Source organism: Streptomyces sp. NPDC002577, assembly GCF_053594815.1.
Genome location: NZ_JBSFWK010000004.1, coordinates 37,161 through 52,963 on the forward strand (window position 1 = coordinate 37,161; position 15,803 = coordinate 52,963).

The following is a 15,803-nucleotide window of genomic DNA, read 5'->3' on the forward strand; positions in this document are numbered from 1 at the left end:
TGGTCAGCCAACTCCTTCATGGTTTCCGTGACTGACCCCGGCGGAGTACAGCGCTGTGTACTGACCTTGATCCGCGTGAACACCACATGAACGAGCTGCATTCGTAGATTCGTAGATTCGTAGATTCGTAGATTCGTGGAAGAGAGCCACCATGGACTTCCTTCGCCCCGGGAGCTGGGAGGAGGCGCTCGCCGCGAAGGCGGAGCACCCCACGGCCGTCCCGATCGCGGGTGGCACCGACGTGATGGTCGAGATCAACTTCGACCACCGGCGGCCCGAGTACCTGCTTGACCTGAACCGCATCGGCGAGCTGAGCGAGTGGGAGACCGGCGAGGACACCGTACGGCTCGGCGCCTCCGTCCCGTACACGCGGATCATGGAGCACCTGCGGGCCGAGCTACCGGGCCTGGCCCTCGCCTCGCACACGGTGGCATCGCCGCAGATCCGCAATCGCGGCGGCGTCGGCGGCAACCTCGGCACCGCCTCGCCCGCCGGAGACGCGCACCCGGCGCTGCTCGCCGCGGGCGCCGAGGTCGAGGCCGAGTCGGTGCGCGGCTCCCGGCTGATCCCGATCGACGAGTTCTACACCGGTGTGAAGCGCAACGCGCTCGCCCCCGACGAGCTCATCCGGGCGATCCACATCAGGAAGGCCGACGGGCCGCAGCAGTTCTCGAAGGTCGGCACGCGCAACGCCATGGTCATCGCCGTGTGCGCGTTCGGCCTCGCGCTGCACCCCGAGACCAGGACCGTCCGTACGGGCATCGGCTCCGCCGCGCCCACCCCCATCCGCGCCAAGGCCGCCGAGGAGTTCCTGAACGCGGCGCTCGACGAGGGCGGCTTCTGGGACAACGGCAAGATCATCACCCCCTCGGTCGCCAAGCAGTTCGCCGACCTGTGCGCGGCCGCCTGCAACCCGATCGACGACGTCCGCGGCACCGCGAGCTACCGCCGCCACGCGGTCGGCGTCATGGCCCGCCGCACCCTGACCTGGACCTGGGAGTCGTACCGCGGCACCGCCCGCACAACCGAGGGAGCTGCGTGATGCGAGTGACGTTTCGCGTGAACGGCCGCCGGCAGGAGGCCGACGACGTGTGGGAGGGCGAGAGCCTGCTGTACGTGCTGCGTGAGCGTCTCGGCCTGCCCGGCTCCAAGAACGCCTGCGAGCAGGGCGAGTGCGGTTCGTGCACGGTCCGCCTGGACGGGGTGCCGGTGTGCGCGTGCCTGGTCGCGGCGGGGCAGGTGGAGGGCCGGGACGTCGTGACGGTCGAAGGGCTCGCCGACCACGCCAAGCAGCGCTCGGACGGGGACGGCCCTGCCACGGGTGCTGGTTCCCGCGGTACGTCCGGTGCGCCCGGGACGTCACTGGACGCGGCCCGGCGGTGGCAGGCCCGGCCGACCGACTCCGCGACCGGCGAGGGTGCGGAACTCGCCCCCGTCCAGCAGGCGTTCATCGACGCAGGCGCCGTGCAGTGCGGCTTCTGCACGCCAGGGCTGCTGGTCGCCGCCGACGAGATGCTGGAGCGCAATCCGAACCCGTCCGACGCGGACATCCGCGAGGCGCTGTCGGGCAACCTCTGTCGCTGCACCGGCTACGAGAAGATCCTGGACGCGGTCCGCCTCGCGGCCGCCCGGCAGTCCGAGGGGGCCTGACCATGGGAACCAGCGGTACGCCCGCCAACCTCACGCAGGGCACCCGGACCACGGGCGGCATCGGCGAGTCCACGCTCCGTCCGGACGGCACCCTCAAGGTCACCGGCGAGTTCGCGTACTCCTCCGACATGTGGCACGAGGACATGTTGTGGGGCCACATTCTGCGCTCCCCGGTCGCGCACGCCGAGATCGTGTCGATCGACACGAGCCAGGCGCTCGCCCAGCCCGGTGTGTACGCCGTCATGACGTACGACGACCTGCCCACGGACGTACGGAACTACGGCCTGGAGATCCAGGACACCCCGGTGCTCGCCGACGGCCGCGTACGCCACCACGGCGAGCCGGTCGCGATCGTCGCCGCGGACCATCCGGAGACCGCGCGCCGGGCCGCCGCCAAGATCAGGGTCGAGTACCGCGAGCTGCCCGTCGTCACCGATGAGGCGTCGGCCGTTTCGCCCGACGCGCCGCTGCTCCACCCGGGCCGCGACGACCACCACGCGCCCCACGTCCCGCACCCGAACATCGTCCACCGCCAGCCGATCGTGCGCGGCGACGTCGAGGCGGCCCGGGCGCGTGCGGACGTGATCGTGGCGGGCGAGTACGTCTTCGGGATGCAGGACCAGGCCTTCCTCGGACCCGAGTCCGGGCTAGCGGTGCCCGCCGAGGACGGCGGCGTCGACCTGTACATCGCCACCCAGTGGCTGCACGCCGACCTCCGCCAGATCGCGCCCGTCCTCGGTCTGCCCGAGGACAAGGTCCGCATGACGCTGGCCGGCGTCGGCGGTGCGTTCGGCGGCCGTGAGGATCTGTCGATGCAGATCCACGCGTGCCTGCTGGCACTGCGCACGGGCAAACCGGTCAAGATCGTCTACAACCGGTTCGAGTCCTTCTTCGGGCATGTCCACCGCCACCCGGCAAAGCTCTGGTACGAGCACGGGGCCACCCGCGACGGCAAGCTGACCCACCTGAAGGCGCGCATCGTCCTCGACGGCGGCGCCTACGCCTCCTCGTCCCCGGCGGTCGTCGGCAACGCGGCCTCGCTGGGCGCCGGCCCGTACGTCGTCGACAACGTCGACATCGAGACCGTCGCCCTCTACACCAACAACCCGCCCTGCGGCGCCATGCGCGGCTTCGGAGCGGTCCAGGCGTGCTTCGCCTACGAGGCGCAGATGGACAAGCTCGCGGCGAAGCTCGGCATGGACCCGGTGGAGTTCAGGCAGCTGAACGCCATGGAGCAGGGGTCTGTCATGCCGACCGGGCAGGTCGTCGACTCCCCGGCGCCCGTCGCCGAGCTCCTGCGCCGCGTCAAGGCGATGCCGATGCCGCCCGAGCGCCAGTGGGAGACCACCGAGGGCGCCGACGTCCGCCAGCTGCCCGGCGGCCTGTCCAACACGACCCACGGCGAAGGCGTCGTACGTGGCGTCGGCTACGCGGTCGGCATCAAGAACGTCGGCTTCTCCGAGGGCTTCGACGACTACTCCACCGCGCGGGTGCGCATGGAGGTGGTGGGCGGCGAGCCCGTCGCCACCGTGCACACCGCGATGGCCGAGGTCGGGCAGGGCGGTGTCACCGTCCACGCGCAGATCGCCCGCACCGAGCTGGGCGTCACCCAGGTGACGATCCAGCCGGCCGACACCCAGGTGGGCAGCGCGGGTTCGACGTCCGCGTCCCGGCAGACGTACGTCACCGGCGGCGCCGTCAGATACGCATGCGAGCTCGTCCGCGAGAAGGTCCTGGAGATCGGCCGCCGCAAGTTCGGGTCGTACCACCCGGCCTGGGCCACCGCCGAACTCCTGCTGGAGAGCGGCAAGGTCGTCACCGACGGAGGCGAGGCGCTCGCCGATCTGGCGGACGTCCTGGAGGACGAGGCCGTCGAGGTCGAGGAGGTGTGGCGGCACCGGCCGACCGAACCCTTCGACCCGCGCACCGGGCAGGGCTTCGGACACGTCCAGTACTCGTTCGCGGCGCACCGGGCGGTCGTCGAGGTCGATACGGAGCTGGGGCTCGTCAAGGTCATCGAACTGGCCTGCGCCCAGGACGTCGGCAAGGCCCTCAACCCGCTGTCCGTCGTCGGCCAGATCCAGGGTGGCACCACCCAGGGCCTGGGTATGGCGGTCATGGAGGAGATCCTCGTCGACCCGCGGACCGCGAAGGTCAGGAACCCCTCCTTCACGGACTACCTGATCCCCACGATCCTCGACACCCCGACCATCCCCGTCGACGTGCTCGAGCTCGCCGACGACCACGCGCCGTACGGGCTGCGGGGTGTCGGCGAGGCGCCGACGCTGTCGTCGACGCCGGCGGTTCTGGCGGCGATCCGGGCGGCGACGGGGCTGGCGCTTGAACGGACGCCGGTTCGGCCGGAGCATCTGATGGGGATGGCGTAGGCGCGCCGGCCCCCACGCTGCGGGCAATCGTGCCGCTGGGGCGGCACGGGTGGGCGCAGCGGCACCCCGACGGCGGGTCACGCCTCACTCGCTTGGGCAACCTCGACGCGGGGCACCTGTACATCCCAAGGGAACCCGCCGTCGTGGGTTGTGCCCACCCTCCCCCAGCTACCGCTGGGAGGTGCCCCAGCCCTGCGGAACGCCTGCCCACAACGGGTGGGTGGCGGGGCGCCTGCCCACAACAGTGGGGCGGGGCGCCTGCCCACAATGGGAACAGGAGACCGGAATGTTCGACATCGCCGAGGAGCTGAACCGCTGGCTCGCGCAGGGCCGCGACTTCGCCGTCGCCACCGTCGTGGCCGTCGGCGGCAGCGCCCCCCGCCAGCCAGGGGCCGCGCTCGCCGTCGACGCGGACGGCACGGCGATCGGCTCGGTCTCCGGCGGCTGCGTCGAGGGTGCGGTGTACGAGCTGTGCCAACGGGCACTGCAGGACGGCGAGACCGTCCTGGAGCGCTTCGGCTACAGCGACGCCGACGCCTTCGCCGTCGGCCTGACCTGCGGCGGCGTCATCGACATCCTTGTCACCCCGGTACACGCGGACTCTCCCGCCCGGGAGCTGTTCGCGTCCGCGCTGTCCGCCGCCGCGGCAGGAGAGGTGGCGGCGGTCGCCCGGGTCGCCAAGGGGCCCGCCGGACTCCTCGGCCGCGCCCTGCTCGTCCGGGGCGACGGCTCGTACCAGGGCGGGCTCGGCGGGCACCCCGAGCTGGACCGCACCGCGGCCGAAGAGGCCCGTGCCTGCCTCGACGCGGGCCGCACAGGCACGCTGGAGATCGGAGAGCAGGGCTCTCGATGCGGAGCACCGATCACGCTGCTTGTCGAGTCGTCCGTTCCGCCGCCCCGGATGATCGTGTTCGGCGCCATCGACTTCGCGTCGGCGCTGGCCCGTATCGGCAAGTTCCTGGGCTACCACGTGACCGTGTGCGACGCCCGTCCGGTCTTCGCCACCCCGGCCCGCTTCCCGGAGGCCGACGAGGTCGTCGTCGAGTGGCCTCACACGTACCTGGAGTCGACGCAGGTCGACGGCCGTACGGTGCTGTGCGTACTGACCCATGAGGCGAAATTCGACGTCCCGCTGCTGCAACTGGCGCTGCGCCTGCCGGTCGCATACGTCGGCGCGATGGGCTCGCGGCGTACGCATCTCGACCGCAATGAACGTCTGCGCGAGGTCGGCGTCACCGAGCTCGAGCTCGCCCGCCTGCACTCGCCCATAGGGCTGGATCTCGGCGCGCGTACGCCGGAGGAGACCGCCCTGTCCATCGCCTCGGAGATCGTCGCGAACCGGCGCGGCGGCAGCGGTGTTTCGCTGACCGGGGCGCATGCGCCGATTCACCGCGACGGGCCACAGGCGACGGCGCGGCGCATGGGTTCGGTCGCCTGAGCCGTCGGTAGGGTCCCTCGCGAAGGGCTGGCGGACCCCTCTCCCGCCCTGTGCCGGTGTACCTCACACGTTTCTGTTGATGCACGCCTATTGACGCGAACATGACCTTCCCTTGACCCTCGTGTGGGAGCGCTCCCATAAATCCCTCGTGACCTGTTGCGAACCAGGAGTCCCCATGAGACCCATCAGACGCACGAAATGCGTCCCAGCCGCGCTGGCCGCCCTGTCGGTCGTCGTGGCCTCCCTGCTGACCGCCGGACCGGTCGCCGCCGCACCGGCCACAGCGGCGGAATCGGCCACCACTGCGACCGAACAGTCAGCCGAATCCCGGGGCCCCCACCTCTACGTACCCGACGCCAACCCCGACGCCTACGCCCAGGCCCTGGACCTGGTCCGCGCCGGCCGGGACCGCGAGGCGGCGGGTATCGTGGCGATGGCCGGCACGCCGCAGGCGGTGTGGTTCGGGGACCAGAGCCCGGCCGAGGTGGAGGGGCTCGCCCGCGACGTCGTGCGCGACGCCGACCGCGACGACGCCACCCCCGTGTTCGCGCTCTACAACGTCCCCGGACGGGACTGCGCCAACTACTCGGCGGGCGGGGCCGCGAACACCGCCGAGTACAAGGCATGGATCGACGCGGTCGCACGCGGCATCGGCCGCCGCGAGGCCATCGTGATCCTCGAGCCGGACTCGCTGGCCCTGCTGCCCGCCGACTGCGGCCAGGACGACGCGGAGGGCTCCCTGACCGCCGCCCGGTATGCCGAGGTCAACTACGCGGTCGACACGCTCGAGCCGCTGACCGGCACCCGCGTCTACCTGGACACCGGGCACCCGGGCTGGCACTCGGTGAACTCCATCGTGCCGCGCCTGGTCAAGGGCGGCGTCACGCGTGCCACCGGCTTCTTCACCAACGCCTCCAACTACAACAGCGAAGACGCCAACTCCTGGTACGGCAAGCTGATCTCGTCCTGCCTGGCCTATGTCGCGGAGGGCGGCGACAGCGCCGCGTGCCCCAACCAGTGGTGGTCGCACGCGGACGCCGAGGCGTGGCTCGACGAGAACGTGGACACGCCCGCATCCCGTATGAAGCACTTCGTCACGGACTCCAGCCGCAACGGCCAAGGAGCGTGGACTCCGCCCGCCGGCAAGTACACGGACGCGCAGGACTGGTGCAACCCGCCCGGCCGGGGCCTCGGCGCTCGCCCGACACTGCGCACCGGCGACCCCCTCCAGGACGCCCGGCTGTGGATCAAGATCCCGGGCGAGTCGGACGGCCTGTGCCTGCGCGGGACGGCAGGCCCGGAGGATCCGGAGCGCGGGATGGTGGACCCGAACGCGGGTGACTGGTTCCCCGAACAGGCCCTGGAACTGGTTCAGTTCGCGAATCCGCCGCTGCTGTCGGAGAAGTGATTCCCCCCGTGCTCGGCACGGCGTGATTCCCTCCGTACTCAGGCGCGGCGCAGCAGGCCGTCCGCCGCCCGGCCGAACAGCAGGCGCGCGGACGCGGCCAGCGGCGGGTCGAGGAACTGCGGTAGCCGGCGCACCCGCAGTTCCTCGCGCCACACGACCCGGGAGCCCGCCTCGCTCGGGTGGACCTCGATCTCGGCCCAGCCGGTGACGAACGTGCCGCGCTTGTCCAGGCGGCAGCGGGCGGGCCGGCCGGGCTCGGCGGGGTCCGGAGGCTCCCAGAGCGTCACCTCCATCGGGTCGTCGAACGCAGCCGGCCCGATGCCGGTGCGGGCCACGAAGACGGTGCCGTCGCGCGTGGGCGGCGGTGTGGTGACGGTGACGCGGGTCAGCGGGACCACGTCCGCATGGCGTCTCCAGTCGGTGAGGCGATGCCATGCCTCGGCGACGGAGAGGGGCGAAACCCGTTCGATGCGGATGAGGGCCATTGCGCGATCGTAGGCGCGGTGACACCCGGAACGCCGCGAGCGCCGACAGCCCCCGGGGGCTGTCGGCGCACCCGTCGGGCGTCCGGATACCGCCTTCCGGCCGAGGCGCCGCCCCGGGCAGGATGACCCGGACCGTTCGCCCCCGTACTGGTATTCGCACCCGGAGGGACAGCCGTGGACCGTCAACTGCACGAGAGCCTCGACGTGTTGCAGCGCGATCCGTATCCGGGTTACGCGAGGGCGAGGCGGGCGGAGGGGCTCACGTATGTCGCCGAGCTCGATTCCTGGCTCGTCGCGCGCGACGAGGACGTGCGGGAGGTACTGCTGCGGCCGGACGACTTCTCGTCGGCCAACGCCCTGCGCCCCGACGTCATGCCGTCTCCCGCCGCGCTCGCCGTGCTCGGCGGGGGTTTCGGCGGCCGCCCCGTCGTCGTCACCGCGGACGGAGAACTGCACCGGCAGCTGCGGGCGCCCCTCACCCGGGGCCTGTCGCCCGCGCGGGTCGAGGCCGTGCTGCCGTACGCCGTCGAGCGCGCCGCCGCCCTCGTCGACGGCTTCGCCAAGGACGGGCACGTCGAGCTGATGACGGCGTACGCGCAGCGGCTGCCCGGGGACGTGATCGGCCGGATCGTCGGCCTGGAACCCGAGGACGTACCGGCGGTGGTGCACGGCGGCTACCGCGCCGAGGAGTTGCTCTTCCGGCCGCTCCCGGAGGACGAACAGGTCGCCGCCGCCCGCGACGTGGTCGCCATGCAGCACAAGCTGGACGCCTTCGTGCGCGACCGCCACGCCGGCCCCCGGCAGGACGTGGCCTCCGAGCTCATAGCGTCCGTTGCCCCCGACGCGCGTCCTGGCGAACTCACCCTCGACCAGCGTCACGAACTCGTTGCCCATCTGCAGAACTTCCTGCTCGCCGGGCATCTCACCACCACCGCCCTCATCGGCACCGCGTTGCTGCACCTGTTGCGCCACCCGGACCAGTGGCGGCTGCTGTGTGCGGAGCCCGAGCGCATTCCGGCCGCCGTCGAGGAGGCCGCGCGGTACGACACCGCGCTGCAGGGCTTCCGCCGGATCACGACACGGCCGGTCACTCTGGCGGGGACGCGACTGCCCGCCGGTACCTCCCTGTTCGTGGCCTTCGGCTCCGCCAACCGCGACGTGCAGCGGCACGCGCGGCCCGACGTCTTCGACATCACGCGCACACCCGGACGCCATCTCGCCTTCGGACTCGGCGCGCACGCCTGCCCGGGATCCCAGCTCGCCCGGGAACAGGTGCGCATCACGCTCGAGCAGTTCACGCTCCGGTTCCCGGACCTGAGGCTCGCGGAGGAGCGGCCGGTCACCATGCGGCCGACGATGATCCACCGCTCGCCGGAGGCCCTCCACCTCCTCTGGTGATCCGGTCCGGGGACCTCCGCGCACGCGGTCCGGCGTTCTCCCGGCCGGATCCGTGTTCTCCTGGCCGGTTCCGTCTCCGTAACAGGCCGGACACCTCGCAGCCGCCGAACCGAGAGGCGCCCGCTGCCTCGTGGTCACCCGCCGTTGTCAGGCTGCCCGGGTGCCGCTCCTACCCGCCTCCGTCGACTTCCGCCGTTGCCGGTTGCTGGGACTGATCGGTTCCACCGCCCTCGCTGCCGGCGGCAAGACGGCCGGGGCGCTGCCGGTCCATGACGCGCTGTCGCTCTCGGCGGCCGGCGCGGCGCTGGGGCTGGTCGGCGTGTACTTCGGGGTCGTCCTGCTGATCGCCGCATGGGCGCTGATGGGGCGTGAGGTACGCGGCCCCGAGCCGCCGTCGCCCCGCGCGCTGCTGATGGTGCTCGCCCTGTGGGCCGCCCCGCTCGTGCTGGCGCCGCCCCTGTTCAGCCGGGACGTGTACAGCTATCTCGCGCAGGGCGCGATGGTGGACGCACACATCGACGTGTACGCGTACGGGCCCGCCCGGCTCGGCGGGCCGCTGGTGTCCGAGGTGGCGCCCGTCTGGCGGCACACCGGGGCGCCCTACGGCCCCGTCTTCCTCGTCCTGGCCAAGGTCACGGCCGTGCTCACCCGCGCGGAGGTGCCCGCCGGGGTGATGGGCATGCGGTTCGTCGCGCTGCTCGGTGTGGCGCTGATGGCGGCGGCGCTGCCCAGGCTGGCCCGGCACTGCGGTACCGACCCGGCCGCCGCACTGTGGCTCGGCGCGCTCAACCCGCTGGTCCTGCTGCATCTGGTGGCCGGGGCGCACAACGACGCCGTCATGCTGGGGCTGCTCGGCGTCGGGCTCGTCGCCGCCAGCGGCCGGTGGTACATCCTGGGCGCCGTACTCGTGACGCTCGCCGCCCTGGTCAAGGCCCCCGCGGCGCTCGGCCTGCTCGCCGTCGTCGCCCTGCGGGTGCGCGGCCGCACCGGGCGGCACCGGGTGCTGCGGGCCGCGTCGACCACCGCGGCGGCCGCGCTCGCGACCACGGTCGCGGCAACGGCCGTGGCCGGCACGGGATACGGCTGGATCGGCGCACTGAAGACCCCCGTGTCGGCGCAGAACTGGGCCCTCACCACCGTGCTCGGGCGCCTCACCGGCGACCTCCTGGACCATGCCGGCAGCGACCTCGCCCGCTTCGCCGCGCCGGCCTGGCACGCGATCGGCATCGCGGCAACCCTCATCGCCCTGCTCGTCATATGGCTGCGCCGCCCGCGGCCCGCCCCCGTCTACGCCGTCGGGCTCAGCCTGGCCGCCATCGCCGTCCTCGGACCCGCTATCCGGCCCTGGTACGTCCTGTGGGGGCTGTTCCTCATCGCCGCTGCGGCGCCCAGCAGTTCCGTACGGCGCCGGGTGGCCGCCGTCAGCGGGGTGCTGGCGCTGGCGGCCCTGCCGGGCGGCGGCCCCGTCGACAGGGGGCAGCTGGCGCTGGCCGTGTCCGGGGGCGCGCTCGCGGTGGTCGTCCTCTGGCAGGTCCACCAGTCCGCACGGCAGCCGGCCGGGCTGCCCGGGCACCGGGAGCCGGAACCGTCGATATGAGCACGCACGGACACGACACCCCCGGGACGGCCCGCGGAAGGGGTGCCCTCGGCCTGCGAGCCCCGCGCACCGAGAGCGGGCGCCGCCTGCTGGTGCTGGTGCTCGCCACCGCCGTCGGCGTCTTCCTCGCCACCGTGCCCCTGCACCGCGACTGGTTCGACCTGCGCGTGTACTACGGCGCGGTCGGCCAGTGGGTCCACCACGGCGGCACCATCTACGACTACCGGGTCCCGGGCACCACGTACGGCTTCACCTATCCGCCGTTCGCGGCGGTCGCCATGCTGCCCATGGCGCTGCTCGGTCTGCGCACCGCCATCGCCCTCGGGCTGCTGCTCAACATCGCCGCGGCCCTGGCCGTGCTGTACGTACTCGCGGCGCCGATACTGCGGCGGCACGGCGGGTACGGGTGGTTCGGGTTCGCCGTGCTCGGGTGCCTGATGGCGCTGCTCGAGCCGGTGCGGGACACGTTCAGCTTCGGGCAGGTCAATCTGCTGCTGCTGGCCCTCGTGCTGGGCGACGCCTGGCTGCTGACGGGCGCGTCGAGCGGCGGCCGACGCGCGCGCTGGGCGCGGTGGGCGGGCGTCGGCATCGGCCTCGCGGCAGCCGTGAAGCTCACGCCCGCGCTCTTCATCGGCCTGCTGGTGCTCGCGCGGCGGCCCCGTGCCGCGGCCGTCGCGACGGCCGTCGCCGCCGGTGCGACGGCGCTCGCCGCATGGGCCGCGCCCGGCGCCTCACGCTTCTACTGGACCGAGGCGCTGCGCGACACCGACCGCATCGGCCAGCTCGCCTATGTGTCCAACCAGTCGCTGCAGGGGGTCCTCGCCCGGCTCGCCGCACCGGCCGAACCGGACCGCGCCGTCTGGGCGTTGGCGGCGGTGGCGGTCCTGTGCGTATGGGCCTGGCGCGCGTACCGCGCCGTCGCGGGCGGCGACATCATGGCCGCCTTCGCCCTCACCGGCCTCGCCGCCTGCCTGGTCAGCCCGATCACCTGGGTGCACCACCTCGTCTGGCTGCTGCCGTCCTTCGCGGTCCTCGCCGACGCGGGACTGCGCCACGCCCCGGGCACCCCCGCCCGCCGACGGCTCCTCGCCACGGCGGGCACGGTGTACGTGGTGCTGTGCAGCAGCGTGGTGTGGATCTGGTACGACGGCGCGTCCGGCATCGACGGCTTCCTCGGCAGCAACACCTATGTGTGGATCACCCTGGGGCTGCTGCTCGGGCTTCCGGTGCGCAGGGGAGCCGACGGCCGGGACGGCAAGGGCGACGAGGACCCCCAGGACGGCAAGATCGCTCAGGACGGCGGCAGGACCGACCGGGACCACCGGCACCGCCAAGCCGCCGGGAGCGACCGAGCGTAGAAGCCCGGCCGTTCACGACGCCGTCGGGGAGTCGTTCATGGGAGTCGTTCACGGCCGGGAAGGTGGCACCTCGCGGCTGCCGAGCGGCCGGTTCGCGGGTCCCTGGAGCACCTCGCCGTCGATGCCGAAGCGCGATCCGTGGCAGGGACAGTCCCAGGACCGTTCCGCCGAGTTGAAGTCCACGAGGCAGCCGAGGTGCGTGCAGCGCGCGGACACGGCGTGCAGCGTCCCGTCCTCGTCGCGGTACACGGCAGAGCGCCGCCCGCCGTGCTGCACCACGGCCCCGCTGCCCGGAGCGATGTCGTCGACGGACTCTACGGACACCGCCCGCAGCCGGTCGCCGATGAAGTGACGGCCGGTCTCCAGCTGGTGGCGGACGAAGGCCGGTGCCTCGCGCAGCAGGCTCAGCATGCGGCGCGGGTCGTACAGTCCCGCCCACGGCGGCCGTTCACCGGTGATGAGGTCCGCAAGGAGCCGGCCGGCCATGATGCCGCCGCTCATGCCCCACCCGCCGAACCCGGTCGCCACGTGCACGTGTGCGGCGCCGGGATGCAGGGGGCCGACCAGCGCCACGGTGTCCGTGGGATCACTGTCCTGTGCCGCCCAGCGGTGAGTGATCTCCACACCGGGGAAACGCTCCTGTGCCCAGTCGGCCAGGTTCCGAAAGCGCTGGTCCGTGTCGCCCGTCCCGGGTCTGGCGAGCTCGCCGGTGACGATCAGCAGCCGCTGTCCGTCCCCAAGGGGGGCGGTGCGCACAGAACGCGTGTTCTCCTCCTGCGTGATGTACATGCCGCCCGGATCCCGCTCGGGCGCCAGGGGCCCGGCGACGACGAGATCGCGATGGACGGAGAGGCGACCGAAGAGCAACGCCCGGTCGAAGACCGGGTAGTGGGTGGCGACGACGACGTCCCAGGCGCTGACCCTGGCCCCCGACTCGGTGCCGAGCACGCAGGGCGCGCCCTCGTCGAGACGCAGGACGCGGGTGCCCTCGTAGATCCTCCCGCCGTGTGCCTCGAGGTCCCGCTCCAGCGCGAGCAGGTACCTGCGGGGATGGAACTGCGCCTGGTTCTCGACCCTGACCGCGCCCGCGACGGGGTACGGCAGACCGGTCTCGGTGACGAAGGACGCCTCGAGGCCCGCCTCGCGTGCCGCCTCCGCCTCGGCCCGTATCCCGTCGAGCCGCTCCGGGTCCGCGCAGTACGTGAACGCGGGGACCCGCTCCAGATCGCAGTCGGCGCCGAGTTCGCCGGCGACCGCCACGGCGTGCTCGATCGCGTCGGACTGCGAACGCGCGTACAGGCGCGCGGCGTCCGGGCCGCGGGCATGGCGCAGGCGGTCGTACACCAGGGTGTGCAGCGCCGTCAGTTTCGCCGTCGTGTGCCCGGTGACCCCCGCGGCTGCCCGGGACGCCTCCAGGACCACCACGCTCCGCCCCTTGCGGGCCAGTTCCCAGGCCGTGCAGAGCCCGGCGATGCCGGCCCCGACCACGGCGACGTCCGCTTCCGTGTCCTCGGTGAGCGGGGGACGGGCAGGGAGCGCGGCCGAGGCCATCCAGTACGACTCGTACACGCCGGGGAGGGCGGCGGTCATGGCCATGATTGCCCGCCCTACCACCGGTACCAGCGCGTCCGCCCGCCTCCGGGGCCCGCACGGGTCGAGAAGAATCCGATGATCCACACGATCAGCAGGGCCAGCCCGAGCCACCAGAGGACGTCCACCGCGAATCCGGCTCCGAAGAGGATCAGGATGACCAGCAGCACCACGAGAAGCGGGATCATGTCGGCACCTCCTGACATCCGAGTGCCCGAAAAATCCCGGTTCACTGCTCGTGCTGCCTTGGGGGCGTGCCGTCATGCTCATACTGGCGCTCTGGCCCGGGTCTCCGGCCTGACCGGAACCCGACCGGAAGGTGTCAGAAGCCGTGAGGCACGGTCATTCACTGCATCGCCGACAAAACGAAAAGAGTCTGCATGATGTCCGGGATTGACGGGAAGCCGGAGGGTGGAGTGACCGGCGGCGCACGTTTCACCGTCGATGTCAGGGTCGAGGGCGACACCCTGGTCCTGGCTGTCGGCGGTGAGCTCGACCACGACTCGGCCGGCGTACTGCGCGACGCTCTGACGGAGGGCCTGAGCACGGCCGCCACGCGCATCGTGGTGGACTGCAAGGACCTGACGTTCTGCGACTCCACGGGGTTGAACGTGCTGTTGCACGGGCGGCTCGACGCGCAGGAGGCCGGCGTCGGACTGGAGCTCGCAACCCTTCGGCCGCCGGTGGCCCGCATGTTCGACATCACCGGAGCCGCCGCTGTCTTCCGGCTGTACGACAGCCTCGACGAGGCGCTGACCGGCCGGCCGCAGGAGTGACGGAGCCGGCGAGCGACCAGACCCGGCGAGCGAAGGAGCTCGGCGAGTGACGAGCGCAGGCAGGAGTGACGGAGCGCAGCTATGACGGAGCGCGCCATGATCGACGGACTCCCCACGCAGGGGCAGACCCGCCGGCTCGCCCTGTACGGCACCCGGGGCGTGGTCGGCCGGTGCCGCGACTTCTGCCGTCAGTGCCTCCTGGACTGGCGGTGGCTGCCCGCCGGTGACGAGGACGGCCAGGCCGTGGTCGACGACGTCCTGCTCCTCGTCTCCGAGCTGGTCACCAACGCCTGCCTGCACGCCGGAGGGCCGCAGGAGCTGATGCTGAACTGCACCCCGGAACGGCTGCGCATCGAGGTCACCGACCCCAGTCCCGTAGCGCCGAGTCCGCGCCCCCGGGGGCCCGCGGGGCAGCCCGGCGGCAACGGACTCGTCGTGGTGGAGCGGCTGGCGCGCACCTGGGGGTCGACGCGACGGGGGGCCGGCAAGGCCGTATGGATCGAGGTGGCGCCGCCGCTCAGCGTCCCGCGGGCCCCGTCGCGGGTGCCGGGGGCGCGGTAGCGGCCGCTGCACCGGGAGTGTCCCCGCCGGGACCCGGCTCGCCCTGTCCGGCGTGCTCGTCCTGTGCGGCGTGCGGCTCGAGGGCCGGTTCGGGGTCCTCCAGCAGGCCTGCCCGCAGTACGTCCAGCGTGCGGGCCAGCAGCCGCGAGACGTGCATCTGGGAGATGCCGAGGCGGGCGCCGATCTCCGACTGGGTGAGCTCGTCGCAGAACCGCAGGGAGAGGATCAGGCGCTCACGCTCGGGGAGGGTGGCTATCAGCGGCTTCAGCGACTCCAGGCATTCGACGACGTCGAGTGCCGGGTCCTCCTCGCCGAGCTGGGGGGTGGCCCTGCCGTGAGGCTCGTCGCTCTCCACCGGGGCGTCGAGCGAGCGTGCCGCGTAGACGTTCGCGGCCTGGCGGCCCTCCTCGAGCTCGTCCTCGCTGATGCCCAGGCCCTCGGCGAGCTCCGCCGTCGTCGGGGCGCGCCCCAGCTGCTGCTCCAGGCTGTCGACCGCCTTGGCGATGTCGATCCTCAGCTCCTGCAGCCGGCGGGGTACCCGGACCGCCCAGCTGGTGTCCCGGAAGAATCGCTTGATCTCGCCGACGATCGTGGGCAGTGCGAAGGACCGGAACTCGACCTCGCGCTGCACGTCGAAGCGGTCTATGGCCTTGATCAGGCCGATCGTCCCGACCTGGACGATGTCCTCCATGGACTCCCGGCGGTTGCGGAACCGGGTCGCCGCGTACTTCACCAGGCTGAGGTTCAGCTCGACGAGGGTGTTGCGCACGTACGAGTAATCGGGTGTGCCCTCCTCCAGCGTCCGGAGCCGTCTGAAGAGCGAGGACGACAGTGCCCGCGCATCCATCGCGCCTATGGTCCTCAGGTCCGGTATCTCCGGCAGCCCGGACAGGGCCGAGCGCGCGGCCGTCGGCGGTGCCGCCGACGGGGCCGTGGGCGGGGCTGCGGCCGGGGGGTCGGTGCCATGGGTGCGGACGGGGCGAGTGAGCGGGGACATGGGCGCTCCTTCGACGGATGGCGGGCGCTGCCCGCTGAGGCGGACCGTCGGGCTCCCCGCACGGCACTTTACCGCTTGGTGCGATTTGATGCATTTGTTCCATTTGGGGGCCACTTCGAGTCTGGCGGCTCACCGCCGGAACCGCTCGTCGTGGGTGG

The 15,803-nt window shown here is 72.4% G+C and carries 14 protein-coding genes; 10 read left to right on the plus strand and 4 right to left on the minus strand.

The genetic code is table 11. The features are described from left to right. Nucleotides 1-151: 151 nt before the first annotated feature. From ACWD4J_RS07705 to ACWD4J_RS07725, 5 genes are all read left to right on the plus strand, one after another. On the plus strand, nt 152-1,042 hold the full coding sequence (locus ACWD4J_RS07705) for an FAD binding domain-containing protein (RefSeq protein ID WP_451394405.1): 891 nt from the start codon (nt 152-154) through the stop codon (nt 1,040-1,042). Continuing rightward, a complete protein-coding gene (locus ACWD4J_RS07710) occupies nt 1,042-1,650 on the plus strand; it encodes a (2Fe-2S)-binding protein (RefSeq protein ID WP_451394406.1) in 609 nt (202 codons plus the stop codon). The genes ACWD4J_RS07705 and ACWD4J_RS07710 overlap by 1 nt, the downstream gene beginning before the upstream one ends. Before the next feature lie 2 nt (nt 1,651-1,652). Next, the gene (pucD, locus tag ACWD4J_RS07715) at nt 1,653-4,037 is read left to right on the plus strand and encodes a xanthine dehydrogenase subunit D (protein ID WP_451394407.1); all 2,385 of its coding nucleotides are present in this window, start codon (nt 1,653-1,655) and stop codon (nt 4,035-4,037) included. A 286-nt stretch (nt 4,038-4,323) separates the two neighbouring features. Further along, nucleotides 4,324-5,475, plus strand: a complete 1,152-nt coding sequence (locus ACWD4J_RS07720) for an XdhC family protein (RefSeq protein WP_451394408.1) — start codon at nt 4,324-4,326, stop codon at nt 5,473-5,475. A 175-nt stretch (nt 5,476-5,650) separates the two neighbouring features. Continuing rightward, nucleotides 5,651-6,883 carry a glycoside hydrolase family 6 protein gene (locus tag ACWD4J_RS07725; protein ID WP_451394409.1) on the plus strand — a complete coding sequence of 411 codons (1,233 nt, stop codon included), beginning with the start codon at nt 5,651-5,653 and terminating at the stop codon, nt 6,881-6,883. Nucleotides 6,884-6,921: 38 nt separating this feature from the next. Here ACWD4J_RS07725 and ACWD4J_RS07730 read toward each other — a convergent pair whose 3' ends face one another. Next, nucleotides 6,922-7,368 carry an SRPBCC family protein gene (locus tag ACWD4J_RS07730; protein ID WP_451394410.1) on the minus strand — a complete coding sequence of 149 codons (447 nt, stop codon included), beginning with the start codon at nt 7,366-7,368 and terminating at the stop codon, nt 6,922-6,924. A 174-nt stretch (nt 7,369-7,542) separates the two neighbouring features. On the opposite strand from ACWD4J_RS07730, the gene ACWD4J_RS07735 reads away from it, so the two are divergent. The 3 genes from ACWD4J_RS07735 to ACWD4J_RS07745 all read left to right on the plus strand — a co-directional run bounded on the left by ACWD4J_RS07735 (nt 7,543) and on the right by ACWD4J_RS07745 (nt 11,721). Beyond that, complete coding sequence (locus tag ACWD4J_RS07735; RefSeq protein ID WP_451394411.1) at nt 7,543-8,766, plus strand: cytochrome P450; 1,224 nt, start codon at nt 7,543-7,545, stop codon at nt 8,764-8,766. A 160-nt stretch (nt 8,767-8,926) separates the two neighbouring features. Then, nucleotides 8,927-10,363: a polyprenol phosphomannose-dependent alpha 1,6 mannosyltransferase MptB gene (gene mptB / locus ACWD4J_RS07740; protein ID WP_451394412.1), complete on the plus strand. Its 1,437-nt coding sequence runs from the start codon at nt 8,927-8,929 to the stop codon at nt 10,361-10,363. Then, nucleotides 10,360-11,721: a glycosyltransferase 87 family protein gene (locus tag ACWD4J_RS07745; protein WP_451394413.1), complete on the plus strand. Its 1,362-nt coding sequence runs from the start codon at nt 10,360-10,362 to the stop codon at nt 11,719-11,721. Before mptB ends, ACWD4J_RS07745 begins: the two co-directional genes overlap by 4 nt. A 48-nt stretch (nt 11,722-11,769) precedes the next feature. On the opposite strand, the gene ACWD4J_RS07750 is transcribed toward ACWD4J_RS07745, so the two are convergent. After that, nucleotides 11,770-13,311, minus strand: coding sequence for an FAD-dependent oxidoreductase (locus ACWD4J_RS07750; RefSeq protein WP_451394414.1), 1,542 nt, complete (start codon nt 13,309-13,311; stop codon nt 11,770-11,772). Between the two features lie 17 nt (nt 13,312-13,328). Then, nucleotides 13,329-13,499 (minus strand): hydrophobic protein, encoded by a 171-nt coding sequence (locus ACWD4J_RS07755; RefSeq protein WP_451394415.1) that lies wholly within the window; start codon nt 13,497-13,499, stop codon nt 13,329-13,331. Between the two features lie 192 nt (nt 13,500-13,691). On the opposite strand from ACWD4J_RS07755, the gene ACWD4J_RS07760 reads away from it, so the two are divergent. After that, nucleotides 13,692-14,087: an STAS domain-containing protein gene (locus ACWD4J_RS07760; RefSeq protein ID WP_451394416.1), complete on the plus strand. Its 396-nt coding sequence runs from the start codon at nt 13,692-13,694 to the stop codon at nt 14,085-14,087. Between the two features lie 81 nt (nt 14,088-14,168). Then, nucleotides 14,169-14,648 (plus strand): ATP-binding protein, encoded by a 480-nt coding sequence (locus ACWD4J_RS07765; RefSeq protein ID WP_451394417.1) that lies wholly within the window; start codon nt 14,169-14,171, stop codon nt 14,646-14,648. Here ACWD4J_RS07765 and ACWD4J_RS07770 read toward each other — a convergent pair. Then, nucleotides 14,605-15,645 (minus strand): SigB/SigF/SigG family RNA polymerase sigma factor, encoded by a 1,041-nt coding sequence (locus ACWD4J_RS07770; protein ID WP_451394418.1) that lies wholly within the window; start codon nt 15,643-15,645, stop codon nt 14,605-14,607. The genes ACWD4J_RS07765 and ACWD4J_RS07770 overlap by 44 nt on opposite strands. Nucleotides 15,646-15,803: the final 158 nt, after the last annotated feature.